Below are 24,419 nucleotides of genomic sequence, written 5' to 3'. Positions count from 1 at the left end.
CCCGCTACCAGGGGCGTCGTTCGTAGTCGGTGCCGCCGATCGTGACCCACACCTCGTAGCCGCGGCCGCCCGCACCGTGGAAGCAGCCGAGCTCGACCGCGCCGTTGGCGGGGATGTACCAGCTGCTGCCGCCGGCGAACCGCGGTCCCGCGGTGGGCGCGTTGCTGTTGCACCACACCTGGTAGGTGCCGGCGGGGAAGTTCTGGGTGTTGACGACGAACTTGGCGCACGTGCCGTCGGTGCACTGCCCCGGCCAGTAGCCGGCGGTGCCTCGGCTGACCCAGGCGCGCGGCGCGGGCGGCGGGCCGGAGCTCGCCGATGCCGAGTTCTCGGGCGTCCACTGCCCCGCGGCGTCCTGCGCACGCACGCGGATGCTGTGGCCCTGGTTGTAGCCGTTGCCGACCGTGCGCGAACCGGAGATGCCGACGTTCTCCCAGCCGCCGCCGTCGATGCTGATCTGCACGACCTTGATGTCGCGGCCGTTCGGGGAGCCGCTGGCGTTCCACCGCAGCTCCACCTGGGTCGCGCCACCGATGGCGTCCACGGCGGGTTGGCGCGGTGCACCGTACGGGTTCCCTGTCGCGGAGTTCGACACGGCCCCGGCGTACGTGACGCCGTCGACGGTCGCGACCGCCCGCACCTCGATGCGGTAGTTCTGGCCGTTCGTGAGACCGCCGATGCGGGTGCCGGAGAGGGTGTTCCAGTTGCCGCCGTTGAGCCGGTACTGGTACGTGACCTCGCTCTCCTTGGCGCCGTTGCGCGAGCCCTGGCGGTAGGAGATGTCGAGCGCCCTGTCGAGCTCGGCCGTGACCGTCAGGCTGGTCGGCGCTCCGGGCGCGATCACACCGCGGCGCGGGGCCGACGGCGCACTCCACTCGCCCCAGCCGGCCTTGTTGTAGGCGCGGATGCGGTACGTGTACGCGGACTCCGACGTCGGCACGGTCACGGCCTGGCTGTTCGCCTGCGCGCCCGGCGTGAGGGTGCGGACCGTCTGGCCGCCGGAGATCACCTGGAGCTCGTACCCGCGGATCGCGTCGCCGTTCTTGTCCGGCGGGTTCCAGCTCACGAGCATTTGCGCCTGGCCCGACACCGGCTCGAGCTCCTTCGTGGAGGGAGCGCCGGCCGCGAGCGGGGGTCCCGCGGGGATCTCGGAGGCCGACCAGCCGCTCCAGCTCGACGGGTCGGGGGCGCGGTTGTGCGCCTGCACGCGCACCTGGTAGTTCGAGCCGTTCTCCAGCCCCTCCCACGTGAGCGAGTTGCCCGTGGCCTCCTTCTGCGTGATGCCGGAGGGCGGCGCGGGGGAGATCTCGAGCGTGTACCGCTCGACGGGAGAGCCGGGGGTCGTCGGCGTCGTCCACGCGACCTTGAGCGACTTGTCGCCGAAGTCGAGGGTCGGCGGGTTCGGGGTGTCCGGCCGGGCGTCGGGACGCGCGACCTCGGAGACGCCCGACGGCTCGGACTCGCCGACGCGGTTCGTCGCGGTCACCTGGAACGTGTACTCGACGTTGTTGGTCAGGCCGTCCAGCGTGCAGGTGGTGGAGGCGCACTCCTTCGAGTACGCGCCGCCGCCGACCGACTTCACGGTGTACTTCGTGATCTCGGCGCCGTTGTTCGACGGGGCCGAGTACGACACCACCACGGTGCGGTCCTGCACGCTCGTCACGACCGGGGTGCCCGGGGCCGCCGGCACGTCCTGCACCGTGACCACGATCTGTCCGTTCACCTCGCGGTCCACGTCTTCCGTCGCGTCCTGCACGCGGTAGCGCACCACCAGCGTGCCGACGAAGCCCTCGGCCGGGGTCACGCGCACCTCGTCCTCGGTGAACGAGGCCTCGCCGCGGCCGGACTCGGTCACCGCGCCGACGATCTTCAGCGGGGTCTCCGGGAACGGGTTGAAGTCGTTCGCGAGCGCCGGCACCGTGATGGTCTTCCCGGCGTCGGCCTCGGAGATCGTGTCGGTGTTGGCGGCGGGCATCGCCCGTGTGGAGGCCGTGACGGTCGCGGTCACGGTGCCTTCGATCGGCTCGGTCTCGCCGTCGGATACGCGGATCGTGAGCGAGGCGCTGGTGCCCTTCTTGGCGTTCGACGACGCCTCGACCAGCAGCCGGTCGCCGTCGATGCGCGCCGAGATGCCCTTGCCGTCTCCGCCGACGAGGGAGTACTCGTGCTTGCCCTCGTCCTCCGGGTCGGGGTCGTCGGTGAGGGCGGCGAGGTCGAGCGGGGTCGCGTCCTCACCCGGGGCGACGTTGACCTGACCGCCGATGAACGTGGGCTGCTGGTTCTCCGGCGGCAGCACGTTGATCGGGATGCTCAGCGTGGCCTTGCGCCCCTCGGGGTCGTCCGGTCCGTCGCCGTCGGTCACCTCGAACGTGAGCGCGTCGGGGCCGAAGTAGCCGGGCGCCGAGGTGTAGACCAGGGTGCTCGCGTCCTTGAGCAGATCCGAGCCGTCCGCGTTGTTGGCGCTGATCTTCGCCTTCTCGGTGATGCGCACGTCACCGCCGCCCGCGACCGTGACGTACTCCGACAGGGGCAGGTCCTTGGTCTCGCCGCTGACGACCTCGACCGGCTTGGTGGAGGTGAGGGTCGGGCGCAGGCCGTCGCGTGACGGCACGAAGATGAACGCGGACGCCTGGAGGCCGTCCGGGTCGGTGAGGGTGTAGCGGATCAGCTGCAGCTCGTCGGTGACGGTGACGCGCACCTTGCCGTTCTCCAGCAGCGTGCCGCCCGCGCCCACCTCCACGTCGAGCCGGTCCTTGGTGCCGTCCGGGTCTTCGTCGTTCTTGAGGATCTCGAGGTCGGCCGAGAGCCCGCCGTCCTTCAGGTCGGACGGCTGGAGCCGGTCGTCGCGGGCGACGGGCGCCTGCAGCGGCACGTCCTCGTCGACCGTGATCTGCAGGGTCGCGGTGGCCGTGGCGCCCCGGGCGTCGCTCACCGTGTACTGCAGCGACGTCTCCATCTCGCGGTCGGGCACCTTCACGATCACGCGGTCGCCCGAGACGCGGCCCTCCAGGCCCTCCGGCACCTCGAGCCCGTCCTTCACGAGCGAGACCTTGTCGCCCTCGGGGTCGGAGTCGTTGGCGAGCACCGGGACGGCGATCTCGCGGCCGGGCCGCACGACCACGGCGTCCTTCACGGCGTACGGGGGCTGGTTGATCTGCTCGGCCGGAGCGACGCCCACGCGGATCGTCGCGACGCCCTCCTTGCCCAGGCGGTCGCGCACCCGGTAGGTGAACGTGTCCACCCCCGACGACTCGGAGCCGGCCTCGTAGGTGAAGTAGTTGGGTCCGACGGTCGTGATGCGGCCCTTGCGCGGGCTCGAATCGATGCCCAGCAGCTCGACCGAGTCGCCGTCGGCGTCGATGCCGTCGAGCGGCACCGCGATGTTCACCTCGCTGCCGGCGAGCGCACGGGCCGTGAGGTCCTGCGGACGCGGGGCGGCGTTCTTCTCCACATCCACCGGGAGGATCTGGATCGTGACGTAGCCGGCGGCCTTCTGCTGACGCGAGTCGGCCACCTCGTACGTGAGGTAGACGGTCTTCGGCTCGGTGCCCGCCTTGAAGCGCACCTCGTCCTGCGACACGAAGGCCTCGCCGTCCTCCGGGTCGACCGTCTCGACCAGCTCCGGCTCGACGTGCATCACGTCGTCGCTCGGGTGGGAGTCGTTGTCGAGCACGGGGATCGTCACGACGTCGCCCGCGCGCACGGTCGCCGTGTCGGGGTTGGCGATCGGGGGCAGGATCTCGTCGGGTGCGGGGATCGGGATGACCACGACCTCGCCGTCGGCCGACTTCGAGCCGTTCGAGATGCGGTAGCCGATGCGCACCGGCTCGTCGAGCGCGCCCTGGTCGGTGATGCGCAGGGTCTCGTGGTTCAGCACCGACACCGAGATGCCCGTGCTGGGGTCCATCGACACGGACTGCACCACGAGGATGCCGCCCGCGGGGTCGGTGTCGTTGTTGAGCACGCCCAGCAGCACGTCGCCGCCGGTGGGCAGCAGTGCCACGTCGCGCACGGCGACCGGCGGCAGGTCGGTCTCAGACTCGGGCATCACGTCGACGCGCACGAGCCCCTCGCCGTTCTTCGGCCCCGTCGTCACCTGGTACTGCACGTAGTAGACGCCCGGGTTCTGGGCCAGGAACGTGAAGGTCTTGTTGGGGAAGTCGGGCTGGATCGTGGCGCCCGCGGTGTCGAGCACGCGGCTCAGGCGCAGCTGCTCCCGGCTCGTGCTGGTGTCGTTCGTGAGCGGGGCGACCGTGATCTGCTCCCCCGCGCGGGTCACCACGTGGTCGGCGTTGGTCTTCGGGTTGGTCGAGCCCTGCGGGCGCACGTCGAGCGCGATCGTGGCGGACGTGGACTCGCCGGTCGCATCGGCGACCGTCACCATCACGTCCTTGCGGCCCTGCAGGCTCGCGGTCGCCTTGTACGTCATCTGCCCGTCGCGGCTGAAGTCGACCTCGTCGCCCGGCGCGGGGATGACCTCCTTGAGGTAGATGTCGTCGCCGTCGGGGTCGATCCAGTCGGGGAGGATGTTGTACGAGATCGTGCCGCCGGTCTCCACCGCCAGCGAGGTCTTCCGCTTGGGCTCCGGCGCGGCGTTCTCGCTCCAGTCGCGCACGGTCAGGGTGACGACCGCGGTGTCCTTGCCCTTGCGGCCGTCGTCGACCTCGTACGTGAAGCTGGCCGTGCCCGACGCCTTCTCGTCGACCGCGATCTGCAGCGCCCCGCCGTTGTTGATGGGCTGCACCGTGCCGATGCCCGGCTGCGCCTCGGCCAGCGCGGCGACCAGCACGTCGCCGTCGGGGTCGTTGTCGTTGTCGAGCACCGGCAGCAGCGTGGTCGCGCCGGGTCGCACGCCGTAGGAGTCGTCCTCCGCGATGGGCGGGGTGTTCTCCTCGCTGCGCTCGGGCAGCGTGGTCTCGACCGTCTCCTCCGTGGAGTCGTCCTGGTTCTCGGTCTCGCCCTCGGGCGGGGTCAGGTCGTTCCAGTTGTCGACGCGCTGCAGGCTCTCGTTCGCGAGCCAGGCGGCGCCGCCGACCGCGTCGTTGAGGATGATCACGTCGCGGTTGACGCGGAACGTGAGGCTCGACGAGTCCTCCGCGCCGTCGATGGGGGCGTTGACGTCGTTGCCATCGCCCGGGCACTCGCGGATGAACGTGGCCGAGCCCGCCCACGCGCCATACGTGCAGCCGCGGAGCCACACGGGGGCCGCGGCCGTGCCGTCGGCTCCCGCCGAGGTCTCCTCGGGCTCTCCGCCGTCGAACGGCACGCGCACCAGCGCGGAGGGCGTGGCGAGGGCGACCGCGTCGGTCTCGGCGGAGGCGTGCTGCAGCACGGCGTCGGCGGCGCCCGGAACCTCGGTGCGGAAGCCGCCCGGGCTCGTCACGACGCCGGCGGCCGCATCGAGCACGACCGGGGTGCGGCCGACCGCCGTGATCGACGGACGCTCGGACAGGTCGAGCTCGCCCACCGACGCGGCGGACGGGTCGAGCGGCGCGCCCTCGGGGTCGACCGGGACCGTGACGACCTCGCCGCGCTCGCCCGACAGCCCGAACACGGTGCCGTCCTGGGCGACCGTCACGTCGGAGTCGTCGCCGAGCTCGACCACGGGCTCCGCGGCCTCGATCTCGAACGCGTTGATGCCCCGGACCGGCACGACCCACAGGTCGCCCGAGTCCTGGTCGAGGATCGCCGCGGTGTTCGCGCCGAGCGCGACCTTCGCGGTGGAGGGGATGAGGGCGGAGTCGCCGAGCGAGACGCGCGCCGGGTCGACCGCGGTCACGGTGGACGCGCTCTCGTCGACGACCAGCACGTTCGCCGCGTCCTGCAGGATGTCGTAGTCCTCGCTGGTGGTGCGCAGCCCGCCGTCGAGGATCGTGGACTCGTGGTTGAAGTGCCCGACGAGCAGGCTCGAGGTCTTGGTGATCCAGACGCCGCCGTCGTTCAGGTCGACCTTGGTGGTGGGGAAGCCCTCATACGTGAAGGCCATCGTGGTGAGGGCGATCACACCCACCGTGACCCCGGCGGCGGACGCCAGCGTCTTGGGTCGCGCGCGCATCCACGACAACGCCTTCATACCCGGTTCCCCCCCAGGGTCGTCTCACACTGACTCCACCGCGGCACGACGGCCCACGGAACACTGCTACATCCTAACCACGTCGCAGAATATCGCTCGATGGGGAGATCTCCCCACTCGGCGGCGCTAGGCCCGCCAGCACCCCGCGATGTGGTCGTCGACCATCCCGGCGGACTGCATCAGGGCGTACATCGTGGTCGGTCCGACGAACCGGAAGCCCCGGCGCCGCAGCTCCTTGCTCAGCGCGGTCGACTCCGGCGTCACCGCCGGGACCTCGGCGAACGAGCTCGGCCGGGCGCCGGTCGCCGGCGGGGCGAACGACCACATGAGCGCATCGAGCTCCCCCTCCGCCATCGCACGGACGAGGCGCGCATTGCCGATCGTGGCCTCGATCTTGGCGCGGTTGCGGATGATGCCGGCGTCGCCCATCAGCCGCTCGACATCGGACTCGTCGAACGCGGCGACCGCCTCCGGCTCGAACCCCGCGAACACCTCGCGGAACCGCGGACGCTTGCGCAGGATCGTGATCCAGGAGAGCCCGGCCTGGAACCCCTCCAGCGCCATCTTCTCGAACAGCGCCCGGTCGCCGTGCAGCGCGGTGCCCCACTCCTCGTCGTGGTAGCGGCGGTACTCGGGGTCGTCGCCCACCCACGCGCAGCGCGCGCGGAGGTCGGGGCCGATCAGGAGGGAGGTCATGACTCGACGCTACCGGCGACCGCCGACACGCACCCGCGCCGGATGCGGGATCGGAAGCGGGCCTCCCCGACCCCTCCGCGGCGCGGTTCCCGATCCCGCACGGAGCTGTCGCGCGGGATCGGGAGGCGGTCAGGCGGCGAAGGTGGCGGCGTCGATCACGAAGCGGTAGCGGACGTCGGAGGCGAGCACGCGCTCGTACGCCTCGTTGATCGCCGACGCGGGGATGACCTCGATCTGCGCGGTGATGCCGTGCTCGGCGCAGAAGTCGAGCATCTCCTGCGTCTCCCTGATGCCGCCGATGTTCGACCCGGCGATCGAGCGACGCCCCGCGATGAGCGAGCCCGCGTTCACCGACAGGGCCTCCGGCGGCGCACCCACGCACACCAGCGTGCCGTCCACGTCGAGCAGCCCCAGGTAGGAGCGCAGGTCGATCGCGGCGCTCACGGTGTTGAGGATCACGTCGAACGACCCGCGCAGCTCGCGGAACGTCTCGCGGTCGCTCGTGGCGAAGTAGCGGTCGGCGCCGAGCCGCAGGCCGTCGTCCTGCTTCGACAGGGTCTGCGACAGCACGGTCACCTCGGCACCCAGCGCGTGCGCGATCTGCACCCCCATGTGCCCGAGTCCGCCCATGCCCACCACTGCCACGCGCGTGCCGGGGCCGACCTTCCAGTGCCGCAGCGGCGAATAGGTGGTGATGCCCGCGCACAGCAGCGGCGCCGCGGCGTCGAGCGGCAGCGCGTCGGGGATGCGCAGCACGAAGCCCTCGGTCACCACGACCTGCTGCGCGTAGCCGCCCTGGGTGATCGTGCCGTCGCGGTCCACCGCGCCGTAGGTGCCGATGGCGCCGTTCTCGCAGTACTGCTCCTCGCCGCGGCGGCACTGCCGGCACTCGCCGCAGGAGTTCACCAGGCACCCCACGCCCACGCGGTCGCCCACGGCGTGACGCGTGACCTCGGAGCCCACCGCCGCGACCGTGCCGGTGATCTCGTGCCCGGGCGCGAGCGGGTACTGCTGCGGGCCCCAGTCGCCGCGCACGGTGTGGATGTCGGAGTGGCAGATGCCCGCGAACGCGATGTCGATGAGGATGTCGTGCGGCCCCAGCTCCCGCCGCTCGATCACGGTCTTCTCGAGCGGGGCGGCCTCGGCGGGGGCGGCGTAGGCGATGACGGACGACATGGTGCTCCTCTGGTCGGTACCTGCCGAGACTACGCCCGTTCCCACCTCCTCAGAACACGGCGCCGGACGCGACGATCCCGCCCGGATCGCGGCGGATCCGGGCGGGATCGAGGGGTGGTGAACGGCGAACCGCGTCAGCGCTTCTGCTTCTTCAGCGCCTTCTCCTGGATCGGCGCCCGACCAGACGCCGCGAGATCGGCGTAGTAGGCACGGGCCTCGTCCTGACGCTGCTTCTCGGCCCCGCTCGCGATCGGCGCGCGCACGTGCTCGGGCTCGTACCCGAACGCGTCGACGAGGTCGAGCGCGTGCGGCCGCAGCCGGGCGCACAGCCGGTCGATGTAGCTGGACACGGCGGCGGCGCGCTGCGTCGACAGGCGTCCGTGGATGAGGTGCCACGCCAGGTGCTTCTCGATCAGCTGCAGACCGAAGAGGTCGCGCAGCCACGTGAGCACCTTCCGCGTCTCCGGGTCGTCGATCGCGTGGACAGCGTCGGTGAACGCCTCCCACTGCAGCAGCTCGCCGTGCGCCCTGGCGGCCTCGATCAGCTCGGTCTGGTTCTGGTTGAACAGCTCGGCGCCGAGCGTCTTGTCCTTCCCGGCGGCGCGCAGCCGCCCGGCGATGTCCGCGACCATCTGCTGCACGCGACCGGCGAGCAGGTCGTGCTGCTGCTCCTCGCGCAGCCCGCGCTCCACCGAACGGGCGACCTGTCCGAAGTCGCTCACGGCCTGGCCGAGCTGGCGCAGGCCCGCACCGTGGAACACCTTCCCCGCGGTCATGCCCACGGCGTACCGGGCGAGGTACGCCGCGTCCTTGCCCTGGAACTGCTTGGCGTAGTCGGTCAGTAGCCGCTTGCCGACGAGCTGCAGGAGCACGTTGTTGTCGCCCTCGAAGGTGACGTAGATGTCGAGGTCCTGCCGCAGGCCGACGAGCCGGTTCTCGAACATGAAGCCCGCCCCGCCGCACGCCTCGCGCGCCTCCTGGAGCGTGTCGAGCGCGTGCCAGGTCGACAGCGGCTTGAGGGCCGCGGCGAGCGTCTCCAGGTCTTCCCGGTCGCCCGGGGTGTCGGTGCGCCCGGAGAACACGCCGTCGAACTTCTGCAGGAACTCGTCGTGCGCGAAGATCTGCGCGTACGTGGTCGCGAGCCGCGGGAGCAGGCGGCGCTGGTGCTTGCCGTAGTCGAGCAGCACGACCTCCTGGCCGTCCGCCCCGTCGAACTGGCGGCGCTGGGTGGCGTAGGTGACCGCGATGTACAGGCCGAGCGCCGACGCCCAGGACGCGGCGCCGTCGAGCGACACGCGCCCCTGCACCAGGGTGCCGAGCATCGTGAAGAAGCGGCGGCCGGGGCTGTCGATGGCGCTGGTGTACGTGCCGTCCGCGGCCACGTCGCCGTACCGGTTCAGCAGGTTCGTGCGCGGGATGCGCACCCGGTCGAACGAGAGCCGTCCGTTGTCGATGCCGTTCAGCCCGCCCTTGAGACCGTCGTCCTCGCGGCCGATGCCCGGCAGGTCTTTTCCGTCGTCCCCGCGCAGCGGCACGTAGAAGCAGTGCACGCCGTGGTTCACGCCGTTCGTGATGAGCTGCGCGAACACGGTCGCCGCGATGCCGTGCAGGGCCGCGTTGCCGAGGTACTCCTTGGTCGCGCCGCGGAACGGCGTGTGGATGACGAACTCCTCCGTCTCCGGGTCGTAGGTCGCGGTGGTGCCGACCGCCGCGACGTCGGAGCCGTGGCCGATCTCGGTCATCGCGAACGCGCCGGGGATCGACAGATCCATCACGCCGGGCAGCCACTTCTCGTGGTGCTCCGCCGTGCCGAGCTGCAGGATGGCCGAGCCGAACAGACCCCACTGCACGCCCGACTTGATCTGCAGGCTGGGGTCGGCGGCGACGAGCTCCTCGAAGCCGGCGATGTTGCCGCCGTTGTTCTCCTCGCCGCCGAAGCGCTTCGGGAACGCGCGGTGCACGGCCTTGTTCTCCACCAGCAGGTGCAGCTGGCTGAGCACGCGCTCGCGGTGCTCGTCCTTGCCCAGCTCGTCCTGACGCCAGAACGCCGGGTCCTTGATCATCTCGCGGGCCTCGCGGCGCACGTCGGCCCAGGTGCCCATCAGGGCGTCGGTGACGGCGGCGACATCGATGCGCGGAGCTTCCGTCTCGCGACGGGGCTCGTCGGGGGCGGTGGAAGGACGGACGGCAGCGTCGACCATGGGGGTTCCTCCTCGGAGAAGTGACGGTGCCTCCATGGTAGGTGTGCCACAAACCGGGGAGAACTCCGCTGTCCTCTTCCTCCAAGAGCCTCGGGGGTCGCGCCCCGTCCGGCTTGTCGGCTCGCGACAGCCGGGCCTCAATTCGCGGCGATGACCGCGAGCACCCCGTCGCCGTAGGCCTCGCGCTTCTTCGCGCCGATGCCGGTGATGCCCTCCAGGTCAGCGGCGGACGCCGGGCGGTGCTCGGCCAGGGCGCGCAGCGTGGCGTCGCCGAACACGATGTACGCCGGCACCCCCTGCTCGCGTGCGGTCTCGGCCCGCCACGCCCGCAGCGCCTCGAACAGCTCCCGGTCGCCCGCATCGAGGGCGTCCGCCGAGCTGGCCTTTCGGGCGCGCGGGGTCGAGGTCGCGCGGCCGATCGTGTCCTTGCGCAGCGGCACCGGGGTCTCGCCGCGCAGCACCCCGGCCGCGGCCTCTCCCGGCGCGAGCGTGCCGTAGTCGCCCTGCGCCACGAGGATGCCGCGGGCGAGCAGCTGCCGCACGACGCTGCGCCAGTCCTGGTCGGACAGATCGCCGCCGATGCCGTACGTGGCGAGGCGGTCGTGCCCCTGCTGGCGGATGCGCTCGGTCGAGGCGCCGCGCAGGATGTCGATCAGGTGCCCGGCGCCGAACGCCTGATTGCGCTCGCGCTGGAGGCGCACGATCGTCGACAGCAGCTTCTGCGCGGGGATCAGCCCGTCGAACGTCTCGGTGTCGTCGAGGCACGTGTCGCAGTTGCCGCACGGCTGCGACTCCTGGCCGAAGTACCCGAGCAGGTTCTGCCGTCGGCACTCGACCGTCTCGCACAGCGCGAGCATCGCGTCGAGGTGCTGCCCCATGCGCATCTTGAACGTGCGGTCGCCGGGGCTCTGGTCGATCAGCCGGCGCTGCTGCACGACGTCGCCGAGGCCGTACGCCATCCACGCCACCGACGGCTCGCCGTCGCGACCCGCGCGACCCGTCTCCTGGTAGTAGCCCTCCACCGACTTGGGCAGGTCGATGTGCGCCACGAAGCGCACGTCGGGCTTGTCGATGCCCATGCCGAACGCGATGGTCGCGACCATCACCACGCCGTCCTCCCGCAGGAAGCGCGACTGGTTCGCGGCCCGCACCTCGGCCGGCAGCCCCGCGTGGTACGGCAGCGCGTCGATGCCCTTCCCCGCCAGCGCGGTCGCGGTCTGCTCGACCGACTTGCGGCTCAGCGCGTACACGATGCCCGCCGCACCCTCGGGCTGCGAACGGATGAACTGCACGAGCTGCGTGCGGGGGTCGACCTTCGGGACGATGCGGTACTGGATGTTCGGGCGGTCGAAGCTCGCGACGAAGTGCTGCGCGCGGTCGAGGTGCAGCCGCTCGGTGAGCTCCTTGTGCGTGGCCCGGGTCGCGGTGGCCGTGAGCGCCATGCGCGGCACGCCGGGGAATCGGTCGCCCAGGTCGCCCAGCGCGAGGTAGTCGGGGCGGAAGTCGTGGCCCCACTGCGACACGCAGTGCGCCTCGTCGATCGCGATCACGCTGAGGGTGCCGCGCTGCAGCAGGGCCGTGGTGTTCGCGTTCGACAGCCGCTCGGGGGCGACGTAGATCAGGTCGAGCTCGCCCGCGACGTAGGCCCGCTCGACCTCGCGGCGCTCGTCGATCGACTGCGTGGAGTTGAGGTACGCGGCCTTGACGCCGTTGGCGCGCAGCGCGTCGACCTGGTCGTGCATGAGGGCGATGAGCGGGCTGATCACGAGGCCCGTGCCCTCGCGCACGAGCGCGGGAACCTGGTAGGTGATGCTCTTGCCGCCACCGGTGGGCATGAGCACGACCGCGTCGCCGCCGCCGATGACCTGCTCGACGATCGCGGCCTGATCGCCGCGGAAGTCGTCGTAGCCGAACACCGTGTGCAGCGCCTCGCGGGCGGTCGGGAAGCGGCTCGGCGTCGCGCGGCGCACGGCCGGCGCGGCCGGCGCACGGGACGCGGTCACCGGCGTGGTGGGACCGGGGCCCCAGTCGAGCGGCGGCTCGAACCCCGCGCCCTGCGGCTCCCAGTCCATCGGCTCCGGCGGCGCGGACGGCTCCCATCCGTCGCCCCAGGGCGCGTCGGCGTAGGGCAGATCCTCGTACGGGTCACGGGGAGTCTGCGGCATGCCTCCAGCGTAACGACCCCGGCCGACACGGGCAGCGGCCGTCCCCACCACCGCGACCGGGGTTAGGTTGGACCCAGACCCCGAAGGAGCACCCGATGACCGACATCTCCGTGACCCGCAACGACGAGGCCTCCCGCTACGAGATCCGCTCCGACGACGTGCTCGCCGGGTTCGCCGAGTTCCAGCTGAGGCCGGGCGCCATCCGCTTCATCCACACCGAGATCGACCCGGCGTTCCAGGGCCAGGGGCTCGCCGGGAAGCTCGCCGCCAAGGCCCTGGCCGACGCGGCGAGGCGTGGCGACGCGATCGTGCCGCTGTGCCCCTACATCGCGAAGTACCTGCAGACGCACGAGGTGCCCGGCGCCGAGATCCGCTGGCCGCAGCGTCCCGCCGAGGTCCAGGGCGCGGCGGCACCGGACGCCGCAGTGCAGGACGAGTCGGCGCAGGAGAAGTCGGCGCAGCACGAGTCGGCTCCGCGGGAGTCCGCCGGCGGCTCCGACGACGATCCCACCGGACGGGCGGAATGATCGGGCAGCGCCGCCTCGTCCTCGAGCCCCGCGACGTGCCGCTCGGGGGTGTGCGCGGCATGACGGTGCTGCGCGTGCTCCCGCACCGCAACCTGCCGACCATCGGCGCCTGGTGCTTCCTCGACCGCTTCGGACCAGCCGACACCCGCATGCGCGTCGAACCCCATCCGCACATCGGACTGCAGACGGTGACCTGGCCCCTCGTCGGCGAGATCCGTCACCGCGACTCGCTCGGCAGCGACGCCGACCTGCGCCGCGGGCAGCTGAACCTGATGACGGCCGGCAACGGCATCTCCCACTCCGAGTACTCCGTCGGCGACGACCCGATCCCGCTCGACGCGCTGCAGTTCTGGGTCGTGCTGCCCGAGTCGGCGCGGCACGGCGATGGCGGCTTCGAACGCCACACCGACCTGCCGACCGTCCAGCTGCCCGCGACCGAGGGGCCCGACGCCACGGCGACCGTCGTGCTCGGCGAGTTCGCCGCGACGCGCTCCCCCGCGACCGTGCACACCCCGATCGTGGGCGCCGAGGTCGTGCTGCCCGCCGGGTCGACCGTGCGCCTGCCGCTGCGGTCCGAGTGGGAGCACGCGCTGCTGCTGGTCGAGGGCGAGGCCGCGCTGTCCGAGCACGCCATGCAGCGCAACGCCCTGGTGTACCTCGGCGATTCGCGCACGGAGGTCGAGGTGACCAGCACCGAGGGCGCCCTGCTGTTCCTGCTCGGCGGCGAGCCGTTCGAGTCGGACATCGTGATGTGGTGGAACTTCGCCGGCCGCACGCACGACGAGATCGCGGCCGCCCGCGAGGACTGGGAGGCCGCGGCCCCGCGGTTCGGGACGGTCGAGGGGCACGACGTGCGCATCCCCGCGCCGCCGCTCCCGCCCGTCCGGCTCCTGCCGCGCACCCGCACCGTCTGACCCGCACCCTCTGACCCGCACCCTCTGACCCGCACCCTCTGACCCGCACGGACTGACCCGCACGGGCGCGCTCGGACTCAGGCGCTCGCGCGGACCCCCGGCCACCACGGCGTGATCCCGCACGTCCTCGGCCCTCCGGTCAGCCGCGTTCGGGGGTGTGCACGCGGGCGAGGAAGCGGTCCGTGCGCGGCGACGGGCCGCGCGGATCGAGCAGCGACACCGCGACCGTCACGGTCGTGGCCAGCGGGATCGTCCACGCCGCGGGCTGCGCGAGGTACGGCGCCGCGACCCCGACCCCGTCGATCACGGCGTGCACGAGCAGCGCCAGCCCGGTCGCGACGCCGCCGCACACCATCCCCGCCACCGCCCCGCGGGCCGTGAGCCCGCGCCACCACACGCCCAGCAGCACCACGGGCGACAGCGTCGATGCGGCCACCACGAACACCACGCCCACGCTCGACACGAGCCCCGCGGGCGCCGTGAGCAGCGCGACCCCGAGCGGCACGAGCGCGCACAGCACCGCGGAGAGACGGAACGAGCGGACGGACCCGGAGAACACGTCCTGGCTGATCACTCCCGCGAGCGACACCACGAGCCCGGCCGAGGTCGCCAGGAACGCCGCGAACGCGCCCGAGACGATGAGCGCCGTGAGCAGCTCTCCGCCCGGTCCGGGGAACACGCGCGAGGGCAGTTGCAGCACCACCGTGTCGGCCACCCCCGGCACCGCGAGGTCGGGAGCGGCGATGCGGGCGAGCAGCCCCATCGCGCTCGACACGGCGTAGAAGGCGCTGACCATCGCGATCACGATCACGGTCGTCCGCCGCGCCGACGCCCCGGTCGGGCTCGTGTAGAAACGGACCAGCACGTGCGGCAGTCCCATCGTGCCCAGCAGCAGCGCGAGCAGCAGCGACGCGGTCTCGTACGCGTCGAAGCCGGACGGGCCCGCCTCGCTGGGGAACACGAGCGCCGGGTCGAACGCGTGCGGTCCGCCGCCGAGCGCGAAGGCGATGCACACCACCGGCACCAGCAGCGCCGTGAGCTTGAGCCAGTACTGGAACGCCTGCACGAAGGTGATCGCGCGCATCCCGCCCGCCGCGACCGACGCCGCCACGAGCACCGCGACCGTCACGGCGCCCACCCACTCCGGCAACCCCGCGACCACGACCAGCGTGATGCCGGCGCCGTGCAGCTGCGGCACGATGTACAGCCACCCGATCACCAGCACCGCGAGGCTCGTGACGCGTCGCGCCGAGGCCGACCCGAGCCGCGCCTCCACGAAGTCCGGGATCGTGTAGGCCCCGCTGCGCCGGAGCGGGGCCGCGACGAACACCAGCACCAGCAGGTACCCGGCCGCGTACCCGATCGGGAACCAGAAGCCGCGCGCGCCGTCGAGCAGCACGAGTCCGGAGAGCCCGAGGAAGGTGCCGGCCGACAGGTACTCGCCGCTGATGGCCGAGGCGTTCCACACCGGCCGGACGGTGCGCGACGCCACGAAGAAGTCGCTCGTCGTGCGCGACACCCGCAGACCGTACACGCCGATCAGCAGCGTGGCGATCACCACCAGCGCGACCCCGAGCAGGTCGAGCAGCGCGTTCATTCGCGGTCCCGGAGGGCGCGGTAGCGGCGCTCGTTGCGGACGGCCGTGCGCAGATACAGCAGCGCGAACACCACGATGACCGGGTAGAACGCGAACGCCTGCAGCAGCCACGACAGCGGAAGGCCCCACAGCACGACCCGGTCGATCTCGGGCACGAGCGCGATCGCCAGGGTCATCGCGACCACGACCACCACGAACCCGGCGACCGTGCCGAGCGCGAGCCGCAGCTGACTGCGCTGGAGCGCCCTGGCGTACACCGCATCGGCCTCGTCGACCGGTGCCCCGGGCAGCGCGATGCCGCGCGTGAGAGCCGCAGGGCCGCGAGGCGGGAGGTCGGCCGTGACCCGCACGCGCTTCGCGGGCTCCCCCGCACCGCGCGCCGCGGGCTCCGGAGCCCGACGCTCGGGAGACCCGGTCATGCCGGCGCCTCACCGCGCACGAGCGCCTCCCGCACCGCGGGCACGAGCCGTCTGCTCACCGGGAGGGCCGTGCGGCCGACCACCACCGTCGGCTCTCCCCCGGACAGCCGCGCCTCGGTCACGGCGGCCGTGCGCACGAGCGTCGAGCGGTGGATGCGCAGGAACCCCGCGTCGGCCCACCGCGCCTCGAGCTCCGCCATGGGGATCCGCACGAGCTGGCCGGGGTCGTCGTCGTCGGTGTGCAGTCGCGCGTAGTCGCCCTGCGCCCGCACCCACCGCACCTCGCTGCGCCGCACGAACCGCACGGTCGACCCGACCGTGACCGACAGCACCTCGTCGTCGCCCTTCGTCGGATCGGCGGCCTGATCCACGCGGTCGATCGCGCCGCGCAGCCGCTCCCGCCGCACCGGCTTGAGGAGGTAGTCGACCGCGCGCAGCTCGAACGCCTCCACCGCGCGGGCCTCGTCGGCCGTGACGAACACCACCGCCGGGGGCTCCGCGAGCCCGAGGAGGGCGCGGGCCAGGTCGGTGCCGAGCAGGCCGGGCATGTGGATGTCGAGGAACGCGAGACGCACGGCGCGCTGCGACAGCTGCCGCAGGGCGTCGGCTCCGCTCGTCGCGGTGAGGATCTCGCCGATGCGCGGGTCGGAGCGCAGCAGGTGCACCAGCTCGTCGAGGGCGGGCTGCTCGTCGTCGGCGACGAGGACATCGATCATCCGGGCTCCTCAGTCGTCGTCCGGGTCGTGCAGGGGCTGCGATTTCGGGACTCGCATGCGCACCAGGGTACCCGCGCCCGTGTTGGTCTCCACGACCAGTCCGCCGCTGCTGCCGTACAGCTGTCGCAGGCGCGTGTCGACGTTGCGCAGCCCCACGTGGGAGCCGTCCTCGCGCGCCGTGAGCAGCGACCGCAGCCCGTCGGGGTCCATGCCGACGCCGTCGTCCTCCACGAGGATCTCGGTGTGGGTGCCGTCGTCGCGCGAGGTGAGGCGGATCTCGCCGCCGCCCTCCCCCGGCTCGAGCCCGTGCCGCACCGCGTTCTCCACGAGGGGCTGCACCGACAGGAACGGGATGACCGTGGCGAGGGTCTCCGGCGCGATCTGCAGCGTGACCCGCAGCCGGTCGCCGAAGCGGGCCCGCTCGAGCTCCAGGTACGAGTGGATGCTGCCGAGCTCCTCCGCGAGGGTCGTGAACTCCCCCTGGCGGCGGAAGGAGTAGCGCGTGAAGTCGGCGAACTCCAGCACGAGGTCGCGCGCGCGGTCGGGGTCGGTCGTGATGAACGAGGCGATCGCGGTGAGGGCGTTGTAGATGAAGTGCGGGGAGATCTGCGCCCGCAGCGACCGCAGCTCCGCCTCGGCCAGCTGCGCGCGGGAGGCGTCGAGCCCGCCGAGCTCGACCTGCGCGGCGCACCAGTCGGCGACCTCCTCGGCGGCGCGCACGAGCGCCGCGCGCACGGGCGACGCGAAGGCCACGATCACGCCGATCGTTCGCCCGTCCACGACGATCGGGGCGCCCACCGCCTCCAGGTCGTCGGTCTTCGCCGGGGCGGGGAACACCTGCCGCCGGCCGCTCGCCCGCACCCGCTCGGCGATGCGGCGCGCGGCCGACTCCAAGCCGTCCGAGGCGCCGTCGAAGGACACGACGCCAGACTCCTCGCCGCCGTCGGTGCCCACGATCGCGACCGCGGCGCTGCCCAGCAGCACCCGCAGGTGCCGCGCCGCCTTCACCGCATCGGGCCCGGCGAGCCCGCCGCGCAGGTGCGGGGCGGCGAGGCTCGCCTGGTGCAGCGCCCGCAGGGCCCCCTGCTCGGCGTCACTGCCGAGGTCGGTGGCACCCCGCGCGAACCGGCGGGCGAGCAGCAGCAGCACGGTGAGCGCGATGCCGCCGAGCACCCCCAGCACCGCGGCGAGGACGACGTCGTTCATTCGTTCAGCCTAGGGACGCGAGACGAAGGGCGTCAGCAGCAGCGGGCACCGGGGTTGCGGTCCTGGTCGTCCATGCGCTGCCGCCAGAACTGCCTCTCGGTCAATGGTTCCTCGTCGGGGTGGTGACGGCGGTGATGGGCGACATAGGTCGCGTACGCGGTGTCGCCCATCAGCGTCGTCATGTACCAGCGGATGCCGCGCCCGGCCCGGCCGAGGGCGCTCCACAGCGCCCGCAGCGGGGTGGTCGCGGCATCCGTCCGATGCACGGTGTCGGTCATCTCAGTGCCGCGCGGCCGCGCGCTCCTCGGCGAGGATCGGCTCCCACTGCTTCTCCAGCTCGCGCTCCTCCGCGTCGGGGAGGAAGCCCGCGGGGGCGAAGCGCCGGGAGGCCACGGGGGCGTCCTCGGTGTTCTCTCCGCCGCCGTGGCGGATGGCCTTCACGGTCGCGATCACGGCCATGACGATCACGACGATCGCGAGCACCACGAAGATGATCGACAGCGTGCCCTGCACCGCGGTGTTGCGGATCACCGCCTCCAGCACCTGCGGCTCTCCGAGCGCGGTGTCTCCCGAGCTCAGCGCCTCCCGGTAGCGGAAGTGGTTCGCCCAGTATCCGATCGCCGGGACCGGCGAGAAGATCTTGTAGAGCGAGGCCGTGATGGTGACGACCGCGGTGAACGCGAGCGGCAGCGCGATGATCCACAGCCACCGGAAGTAGCTGCGGCCGCGCTTGGCGACGATCGCGAGCACCACGGCGAGCGCGATCGCGGCGAGCAGCTGATTGGCGATGCCGAACAGCGGGAAGAACGTGTTGATGCCGCCGAGCGGGTCGGTCACGCCGAGGATGAGGATCGCTCCCCAGCCGGCGACCATGATCGCGGTGCAGATCCACACCCCGGGGCGCCACGACACGTCACGGAACTTCGGGAACCAGGCGCCGATCGAGTCCTGCAGCATGAACCGGGCCACGCGGGTGCCGGCGTCGACCGCGGTGAGGATGAACAGCGCCTCGAACATGATCGCGAAGTGGTACCAGAACGCCATGAGCGCCTGACCGCCGAGGGCCTGCTGCATGATGTGCGCGAGGCCCAGCGCGAGCGTCGGCGCGCCACCGGTGCGGGACACGATCGACTCCTCGCCGACCGCGGCGGCCGTGCCGGTGAGCATGTCGGGGGTGAGGTTCACGCCCGTCAGCCCGAGCGAGTTCACGAACGCGACAGCGCCCTCGACCGTGCCGCCGGTCGCCGCGGATGGCGCGTTCATGGCGAAGTAGATGCCCTGGTCGATGGAGATCGCGGCGACGAGGGCCATGATCGCGACGAACGACTCCATGAGCATGCCGCCGTAGCCGATGAAGCGCGTCTGCCGCTCCTTCTCCACGAGCTTGGGCGTGGTGCCGGAGGCGATCAGCGCATGGAAGCCGGACAGGGCTCCGCACGCGATCGTCACGAACAGGAACGGGAAGAGCGGACCTGCGAACACCGGGCCCATGCCGTTCTCACCGAACACGCTGATCGCGGGGACCGAGATCTCGGGGCGCACCAGCACGATGGCGCCGGCGAGCATCACGATCACGCCGATCTTCATGAACGTGGAGAGGTAGTCGCGCGGCGCGAGCAGCAGCCACACCGGCAGCACCGCGGCGATGAAGCCGTAGACGATGATGCCCCACGCGATCGTGGTGCGGTCGAGGTGGAAGATCGCCTGCCCCCACTCGGTGCCGGCGACCCAGCCGCCGCCGATGATCGCGAACATGAGCAGCACGAAGCCGATGATCGACACCTCGGTCACCTTGCCGGGGCGCAGGTAGCGCAGGTACACGCCCATGAACAGCGCGATCGGGATGGTCATCGCGACGGAGAAGACGCCCCACGGGCTCTCCCCGAGGGCGTTGACGACGACGAGCGCGAGGATCGCGACGATGATCAGCATGATGAGCAGCGACGCGATGATCGCCGCGGTGCCGCCGATCTTGCCGAGCTCCTGCCGCGCCATCTGGCCGATCGTGCGACCGCCACGGCGCATGGAGAAGAAGAGCACCGTGTAGTCCTGCACGGCGCCCGCGAGCACGACGCCCACGATGATCCAGATGGTGCCGGGGAGGTAGCCCATCTGCGCCGCGAGCACGGGGCCCACGAGCGGACCGGCGCCGGCGATCGCGGCGAAGTGGTGGCCGTACAGCACGCGGCGGTCGGTGGGGACGTAGTCCTTGCCGTCCTGCTTGACCTCGGCCGGGGTCGCACGGCGGTCGTCGGGGCGGGTGATGTACCGCTCGATGACCTTGGAGTAGAAGCGGTAGCCGATCAGGTAGGTGCAGACGGCGGCGAACACGAACCAGATCGCGTTCACGGTCTCGCCGCGGACGATGGCGAGCATCACCCAGGCGACGCCGCCGAGCAGGGCGATCGCCGTCCAGAGCAGGATCTTCGGCAGGGTCCAGCGGCGGCTCTTCGCCTCGTGCTCGGCGGAGAGGGCGACGGGTGGGAGGGTCGGGTCGGTCTCGATGACGGGTTCGTCGTCGACGAGCCCGGCGCCGTCGCGGCGGCGCGACGAAGGTGCGGTCATGGGGTTCTCCTCGGTGGACGCATCATTGCGTCTTCCCACGCTAGGAAGCCCGCCCCGCGGTCGCGCGCCGATCGGCGGACGGTGCGACGAGCGGTGTCGATCACGCGATGAACGGACGCCCGCGGTACCCCGGCGGGCGATGGGCCGCAACGACGGCACGGCCGCACGACGGGTGTCCGTCGTGCGGCCGTGTGTCACGCGTCCGTGTCCGGCGCTCCCCCGCTCACCCGGGAGCGTCGGTCGCCGGGGGCGGGGTCGGCGTCGGCTCCGGGTCCGGCGTCGGGGTGGGATCCGGCGTCGGAGTGGGGTCCGGGGTCGGCTCCGGGGTCGGCGTCGGCTCCGGGGTCGGAGCCGGTGCCGGGGCGACGTCGGCCGGGGTGGTGACGGTCACCACCGTGCGCACGGCGGAGTCGCCGTACTGGACGAGACCGAGGTAGCGGGTGCCGGCGGTCAGGCCGGTCCAGCTCAGCTCATAGCTCGTCTTCTCCCCGCGCACGGCGGCGATGGGGTTCGGCGTCGCCGTGAACGCGCCCTGGTCACCGGGGAGCACCGTGGCGTAGGTCATGTCCCACGTCATCGGTCCGGTCGTCGCATACACGTTCGCCACCACGAGGTAGGTGCCGGCGGTCGGCGTGGGCACCGTGACCTGCTCGTCGGCCGAGCCCGTCGCCGACTGCCAGCGCTCGTAGTAGCGCAGGTCGTCCGGCGCGACCACCCGGTAGACGGTGAGGTCGAGATCACTGCCCTCGTCGTCGGAGGAGTCGAGGTCGAACCGCGAGAGCGTGCCGCCCTCCGGCACGTCGACGATCCACGCCACGTCCTTATTCGCGTCGCCCGAGTTCTCGTTCCCGGAGTGCCCCTCGACCGGGTTGTCCGGATCGGTGAGGAGCTGGAACGGGGTGAGGCCCGAGAGGTTCAGTGCCAGATCGCCGTCGAGGCCGGGGATGATGTCGACCGTCGTGCTCCCGTCGACGCCACTGCCGGTGACCTCTCCCGGAGCATCCGCCGTGACCGGATACACCGCGATCGGCGAGCGCACCGTGTTCTTCGCGCTCGTCCAGGTGAGCGAACCGGTGGCCCACTGCTCGACCGGGGCGCTGGTGCTGTCGAACGTGACCGTGAAGGTCTTCGACTGCCCCGGCTTGTCGAACGTGAGCTGAGACGGCGTGACGGTGACGTTCACTCCCGGCACGGAGGCCTTCGCGGTGAACACGCCCTTCTCCGTCGAGGTGACCGTGCGGGTGACGGTCTGCGCGCTGGCCAGCGACCCGATCGAGATCGACGCCTGGTTCAGGTCGCTGCCGTCGATGGGCTCGATGCCGGGGAAGTCCGACAGCCCCTTCCCGTCGAGGAAGGCCGCCCAGTCCCGGAACCCGTTGAGGTACAGCAGACCCGGGTTCAGGTATCGCCGCGCGTCGACCTGCCCCGCGCCCTGCTCGAACGGGTCGGTGTTCTTCGAGCCGTCGGGGAGCACGGTGTCGGAGGCGGTGGTCATCATCGCCGAACGGATCTCCGCCGGCGTCGCCCGCGGATGCTCGCCCAGGTACAGCGCACCGAGGCCCGCGATGTGCGGGGAGGCCATCGACGTGCCGGAGAGGATGCCGAACGTCGGCTGCTCGCCCGGCGCGTTGTGCGTGGCAGCGAGGATGGCGACGCCGGGAGCGGCGACGTCGGGCTTGAGCACGTCGTTGCCGTCGGCCAGGACCGGCCCGCGGCTGGAGAAGCCCGCGATCTGCGGGGTCGGCGTGGTCACGCCGGTGGTGTTCTCGCCGACGAGGGTGATCGGACGGTCGACTCCGCCCCGCACATACGCGAGGACCGCGTCGCGGTGCACGGCGTTCAGGTGCACGGTCGGCACGGCGTGGAAGTCGTTGTCGAGCGAGTCGGCACCGCCGGGCACGTTCACCAGGACCATGCCGATGCCACCCGCGTCCTTCACCACCTGCGACTTCTCGGCGCGCGCGTTGCCGCCGCGGTCGCAGACCACGATGTGTCCGGCGACCTTCGCCGGGTCGAGGGTGCCGGGCAGGCACAGCGTCGCGTCCACCGCTCCGGGTGCCGCGGCATCCTGTGCCGCGATGGAGGGCCCGGAGACGCTCTCACCGAACGGCACGCTCACCGAGGCGCCGGCCTGCGCGAAGCCGTCGAACTGCACGGTGCCCTCCCACGTGGGGATGGTGGAGGCCGCGACCGTGGTGTACCACGGCGACGCGTGGTCGGCCGTGACCGGGTCGGGACCGTCGTTGCCGGCACTGGTCGCGACGAACACACCGGCGGCCGCCGCGTTGAGGAACGCCAGGTCCTCTGGTGCCATCACGGTGCTCGCCGCACCGCCGCCGATCGAGTAGTTGATCACGTCGACGCCGTCGGCGACGGCCTGGTCGATCGCGGCGACGAGGTCGCTCAGCGCGCAGATGTCGTCCGTGGTCACTGTCGTGTCGGGCCCGACGTAGCAGGCCTTGTATGCGGCGACCTTCGCGCCGGGCGCGACGCCGGAGATCGTCCCGAAGTCGACGCCCTCGATCGCGGCCTCCACCCCGAACTCACCCGCCGCCGTGCTCGCCGTGTGCGAGCCGTGGCCGTCGCCGTCCCGCGGCGAGAGGTAGTCGTACCGGAAGTCGAAGCCGGCGGCCTGGGCTCCCGCGAAGAAGTACTGCCCGCCGATGAGCTTGGTCGAGTAGTCGCTCGTGTCCCAGTCCTGGCCCTCGACCATCGCGCCGCGGAACTGCCCGCCGTCGGACTTGTCGAAGTACACGTAGGTGCCGTCGGTGTAGGGCTGCTGGCCCTTGTGCCGGGCGTTCTGCTTCTTCTGCTGCTTGAGCTTCTTGCCCTCGAACGACGGGTGCTCCGGGGCGATGCCGGTGTCGATCACACCCACGACGACGCCCTCTCCGGCCTTCTTCACGCCGCCGGTCTGCTGCCACACCCCGCCGCGGCCCTTGCGGTCGTCGCCGAGGCCGAGGTAGTCGGTGGAGGTCAGCGCGTCGGGGTGACGGATCTCGTCGGGGAACACCCCGAGAACGTCCTTCGAGGCCCGGAGCTGATCCACCTGCTCGCCCGTGAGGTCGGCGCTGAACCCGTTGAGCACGACCTGGTACGTCGTGTCCGGCGTCACGCCGACATCGTTGATGAGGGTGGACTGCTCGGACTCGAGGTGCTTCACGTAGCGCTGCGCGTCCTGCGACTGCGTCTCGAGCTGTTCGCCCTCGGCCGGCTTCGTCGCCTTGAGTCCCTTGACGTCGCCCTCGTAGCTGGCGAGGGGATCGGCCTTCATGACCACGATGTAGTGCCCGGGGGTTCCCGCGACCGGAACGGGGTGTGTCACCTCCCCGGTCGCTGCGTGGCCGGCGGTTGCCGTCGATGCGATGAACAGCGTGGCCAGGGTGGCGGCCGCTGCCATCCGGAGGGGTGTTCGACCCATATCTCGCTCCCGATGATCACGGTGCGGCGTCGTTGCCGCACCGCGGATCACGATAACCCCGCTCCTCGGCGCCGGATCGAGAACTGAACGATGGTCATCCCCGGTCGTGCCGATCGGCCAGGGTGCGCGACGGCCGGGTCGGGCGAAGGTCGCCGGTAGGCTGGAGGGGTGGCCCGACCCCCCGTCCTCACGACCCGCGTGCTGCTCGTCTGCGCCGCGATCGGTGTCGCGACGGGCCTCCTCGGCGGGATCGCCGGGTGGGTCACGCCGGTGCTGCTGGCGAGCCCGCTGCTGTTCCTCTACGGGCTCGTGCTCGGGTCGCACGTGCTGCCGGGCATCATCGCGCAGGAGGTGCTGCGGCTGCCGCTCGTCGCGCTCATCACGCACGTGTTCGCGGCGCTCATCGCGAGCGCGTTCAATCCGGCGTGGGCGCTGCGTTTCATCGGCACCGCGCTGCTGTTCGGGCTCATCCAGGAGGGGGTCGCCGCGCTCACGCGGTACCGCTCCTGGGGCGCCTGGCGCTTCTTCGTCTCGGCCGCGATCATCGGCGTGATCGTCGCGGTCGTGGTGTTCTTCGCCGCCCACCTGTCGGTGATGCCGGTGTGGGCGCAGATCCTCTACCTCGCGATCTCGGTGCTCGGCCCGATCGCCTGGACCGCGATCGGCCTCGCGGTCGGCACGTCGCTGCGCCGGGCCGGGGTCGCCCGCCGCTAGCCCCGGAGCCTCGCTGGATAACACAGGTA

General features: G+C 71.8%; 15 protein-coding genes. 3 read left to right on the top strand and 12 right to left on the bottom strand.

Going from position 1 to position 24,419, the window contains the following annotated elements; all coding sequences use genetic code 11:
• Positions 1-4: 4 nt before the first annotated feature.
• From ACWH95_RS07745 to recQ, 5 genes are all read right to left on the bottom strand, one after another.
• Positions 5-6,055: an Ig-like domain-containing protein gene (locus ACWH95_RS07745; protein WP_447652696.1), complete on the bottom strand. Its 6,051-nt coding sequence runs from the start codon at positions 6,053-6,055 to the stop codon at positions 5-7.
• Positions 6,056-6,199: 144 nt separating this feature from the next.
• The gene (locus ACWH95_RS07740) at positions 6,200-6,769 is read right to left on the bottom strand and encodes a DNA-3-methyladenine glycosylase I (RefSeq protein ID WP_136030094.1); all 570 of its coding nucleotides are present in this window, start codon (positions 6,767-6,769) and stop codon (positions 6,200-6,202) included.
• Positions 6,770-6,898: 129 nt separating this feature from the next.
• On the bottom strand, positions 6,899-7,945 hold the full coding sequence (locus ACWH95_RS07735) for an NAD(P)-dependent alcohol dehydrogenase (RefSeq protein ID WP_136030092.1): 1,047 nt from the start codon (positions 7,943-7,945) through the stop codon (positions 6,899-6,901).
• A 134-nt stretch (positions 7,946-8,079) separates the two neighbouring features.
• Positions 8,080-10,146 carry an acyl-CoA dehydrogenase family protein gene (locus ACWH95_RS07730; RefSeq protein ID WP_136044762.1) on the bottom strand — a complete coding sequence of 689 codons (2,067 nt, stop codon included), beginning with the start codon at positions 10,144-10,146 and terminating at the stop codon, positions 8,080-8,082.
• A 137-nt stretch (positions 10,147-10,283) separates the two neighbouring features.
• Entirely contained in the window at positions 10,284-12,311 is a 2,028-nt protein-coding gene (recQ, locus tag ACWH95_RS07725) for a DNA helicase RecQ (protein WP_454120479.1), read from the bottom strand.
• A 95-nt stretch (positions 12,312-12,406) separates the two neighbouring features.
• On the opposite strand from recQ, the gene ACWH95_RS07720 reads away from it, so the two are divergent.
• Together ACWH95_RS07720 and ACWH95_RS07715 are read left to right on the top strand one after the other, a co-directional pair.
• On the top strand, positions 12,407-12,838 hold the full coding sequence (locus ACWH95_RS07720) for a GNAT family N-acetyltransferase (RefSeq protein ID WP_454120478.1): 432 nt from the start codon (positions 12,407-12,409) through the stop codon (positions 12,836-12,838).
• Positions 12,835-13,752, top strand: a complete 918-nt coding sequence (locus ACWH95_RS07715; protein ID WP_136036071.1) for a pirin family protein — start codon at positions 12,835-12,837, stop codon at positions 13,750-13,752. Before ACWH95_RS07720 ends, ACWH95_RS07715 begins: the two co-directional genes overlap by 4 nt.
• Positions 13,753-13,891: 139 nt before the next feature.
• On the opposite strand, the gene ACWH95_RS07710 is transcribed toward ACWH95_RS07715, so the two are convergent.
• The 7 genes from ACWH95_RS07710 to ACWH95_RS07680 all read right to left on the bottom strand — a co-directional run bounded on the left by ACWH95_RS07710 (position 13,892) and on the right by ACWH95_RS07680 (position 23,655).
• Positions 13,892-15,349, bottom strand: coding sequence for a sodium/solute symporter (locus ACWH95_RS07710; protein WP_454120477.1), 1,458 nt, complete (start codon positions 15,347-15,349; stop codon positions 13,892-13,894).
• Positions 15,346-15,768, bottom strand: coding sequence for a heavy metal transporter (locus tag ACWH95_RS07705; RefSeq protein WP_452313118.1), 423 nt, complete (start codon positions 15,766-15,768; stop codon positions 15,346-15,348). Before ACWH95_RS07705 ends, ACWH95_RS07710 begins: the two co-directional genes overlap by 4 nt.
• On the bottom strand, positions 15,765-16,484 hold the full coding sequence (locus ACWH95_RS07700; RefSeq protein WP_136030081.1) for a LytR/AlgR family response regulator transcription factor: 720 nt from the start codon (positions 16,482-16,484) through the stop codon (positions 15,765-15,767). Before ACWH95_RS07700 ends, ACWH95_RS07705 begins: the two co-directional genes overlap by 4 nt.
• A gap of 9 nt (positions 16,485-16,493) precedes the next feature.
• Complete coding sequence (locus ACWH95_RS07695) at positions 16,494-17,690, bottom strand: sensor histidine kinase (protein ID WP_447652689.1); 1,197 nt, start codon at positions 17,688-17,690, stop codon at positions 16,494-16,496.
• A gap of 32 nt (positions 17,691-17,722) precedes the next feature.
• Positions 17,723-17,968: a YbdD/YjiX family protein gene (locus tag ACWH95_RS07690; RefSeq protein ID WP_205812761.1), complete on the bottom strand. Its 246-nt coding sequence runs from the start codon at positions 17,966-17,968 to the stop codon at positions 17,723-17,725.
• Position 17,969: 1 nt separating this feature from the next.
• Positions 17,970-20,255: a carbon starvation CstA family protein gene (locus ACWH95_RS07685; RefSeq protein ID WP_136036760.1), complete on the bottom strand. Its 2,286-nt coding sequence runs from the start codon at positions 20,253-20,255 to the stop codon at positions 17,970-17,972.
• 223 nt (positions 20,256-20,478) lie between these two features.
• On the bottom strand, positions 20,479-23,655 hold the full coding sequence (locus tag ACWH95_RS07680) for a S8 family peptidase (RefSeq protein WP_454120476.1): 3,177 nt from the start codon (positions 23,653-23,655) through the stop codon (positions 20,479-20,481).
• Positions 23,656-23,844: 189 nt separating this feature from the next.
• Between ACWH95_RS07680 and ACWH95_RS07675 the strand changes: the two genes are divergently transcribed.
• On the top strand, positions 23,845-24,390 hold the full coding sequence (locus ACWH95_RS07675) for an ECF transporter S component (protein WP_454120475.1): 546 nt from the start codon (positions 23,845-23,847) through the stop codon (positions 24,388-24,390).
• Positions 24,391-24,419: the final 29 nt, after the last annotated feature.

The sequence above is a fragment of the Microbacterium sp. NPDC055502 genome, assembly GCF_053643635.1.
This window is presented reverse-complemented; position numbering and strand designations above follow the sequence as displayed.

What these genes read in the sequence shown, in the direction of transcription:
- ACWH95_RS07720 (WP_454120478.1), top strand. Translation starts at nt 12,407, where the DNA reads ATGACCGACATCTCCGTGACCCGCAACGACGAGGCCTCCCGCTACGAG.
- ACWH95_RS07740 (WP_136030094.1), bottom strand. Translation starts at nt 6,769, where the DNA reads ATGACCTCCCTCCTGATCGGCCCCGACCTCCGCGCGCGCTGCGCGTGG.
- ACWH95_RS07745 (WP_447652696.1), bottom strand. Translation starts at nt 6,055, where the DNA reads ATGCGCGCGCGACCCAAGACGCTGGCGTCCGCCGCCGGGGTCACGGTG.
- ACWH95_RS07730 (WP_136044762.1), bottom strand. Translation starts at nt 10,146, where the DNA reads ATGGTCGACGCTGCCGTCCGTCCTTCCACCGCCCCCGACGAGCCCCGT.
- ACWH95_RS07710 (WP_454120477.1), bottom strand. Translation starts at nt 15,349, where the DNA reads ATGAACGCGCTGCTCGACCTGCTCGGGGTCGCGCTGGTGGTGATCGCC.
- recQ (WP_454120479.1), bottom strand. Translation starts at nt 12,311, where the DNA reads ATGCCGCAGACTCCCCGTGACCCGTACGAGGATCTGCCCTACGCCGAC.
- ACWH95_RS07695 (WP_447652689.1), bottom strand. Translation starts at nt 17,690, where the DNA reads ATGAACGACGTCGTCCTCGCCGCGGTGCTGGGGGTGCTCGGCGGCATC.
- ACWH95_RS07705 (WP_452313118.1), bottom strand. Translation starts at nt 15,768, where the DNA reads ATGACCGGGTCTCCCGAGCGTCGGGCTCCGGAGCCCGCGGCGCGCGGT.
- ACWH95_RS07690 (WP_205812761.1), bottom strand. Translation starts at nt 17,968, where the DNA reads ATGACCGACACCGTGCATCGGACGGATGCCGCGACCACCCCGCTGCGG.
- ACWH95_RS07685 (WP_136036760.1), bottom strand. Translation starts at nt 20,255, where the DNA reads ATGACCGCACCTTCGTCGCGCCGCCGCGACGGCGCCGGGCTCGTCGAC.
- ACWH95_RS07680 (WP_454120476.1), bottom strand. Translation starts at nt 23,655, where the DNA reads ATGGCAGCGGCCGCCACCCTGGCCACGCTGTTCATCGCATCGACGGCA.
- ACWH95_RS07715 (WP_136036071.1), top strand. Translation starts at nt 12,835, where the DNA reads ATGATCGGGCAGCGCCGCCTCGTCCTCGAGCCCCGCGACGTGCCGCTC.
- ACWH95_RS07735 (WP_136030092.1), bottom strand. Translation starts at nt 7,945, where the DNA reads ATGTCGTCCGTCATCGCCTACGCCGCCCCCGCCGAGGCCGCCCCGCTC.
- ACWH95_RS07700 (WP_136030081.1), bottom strand. Translation starts at nt 16,484, where the DNA reads ATGATCGATGTCCTCGTCGCCGACGACGAGCAGCCCGCCCTCGACGAG.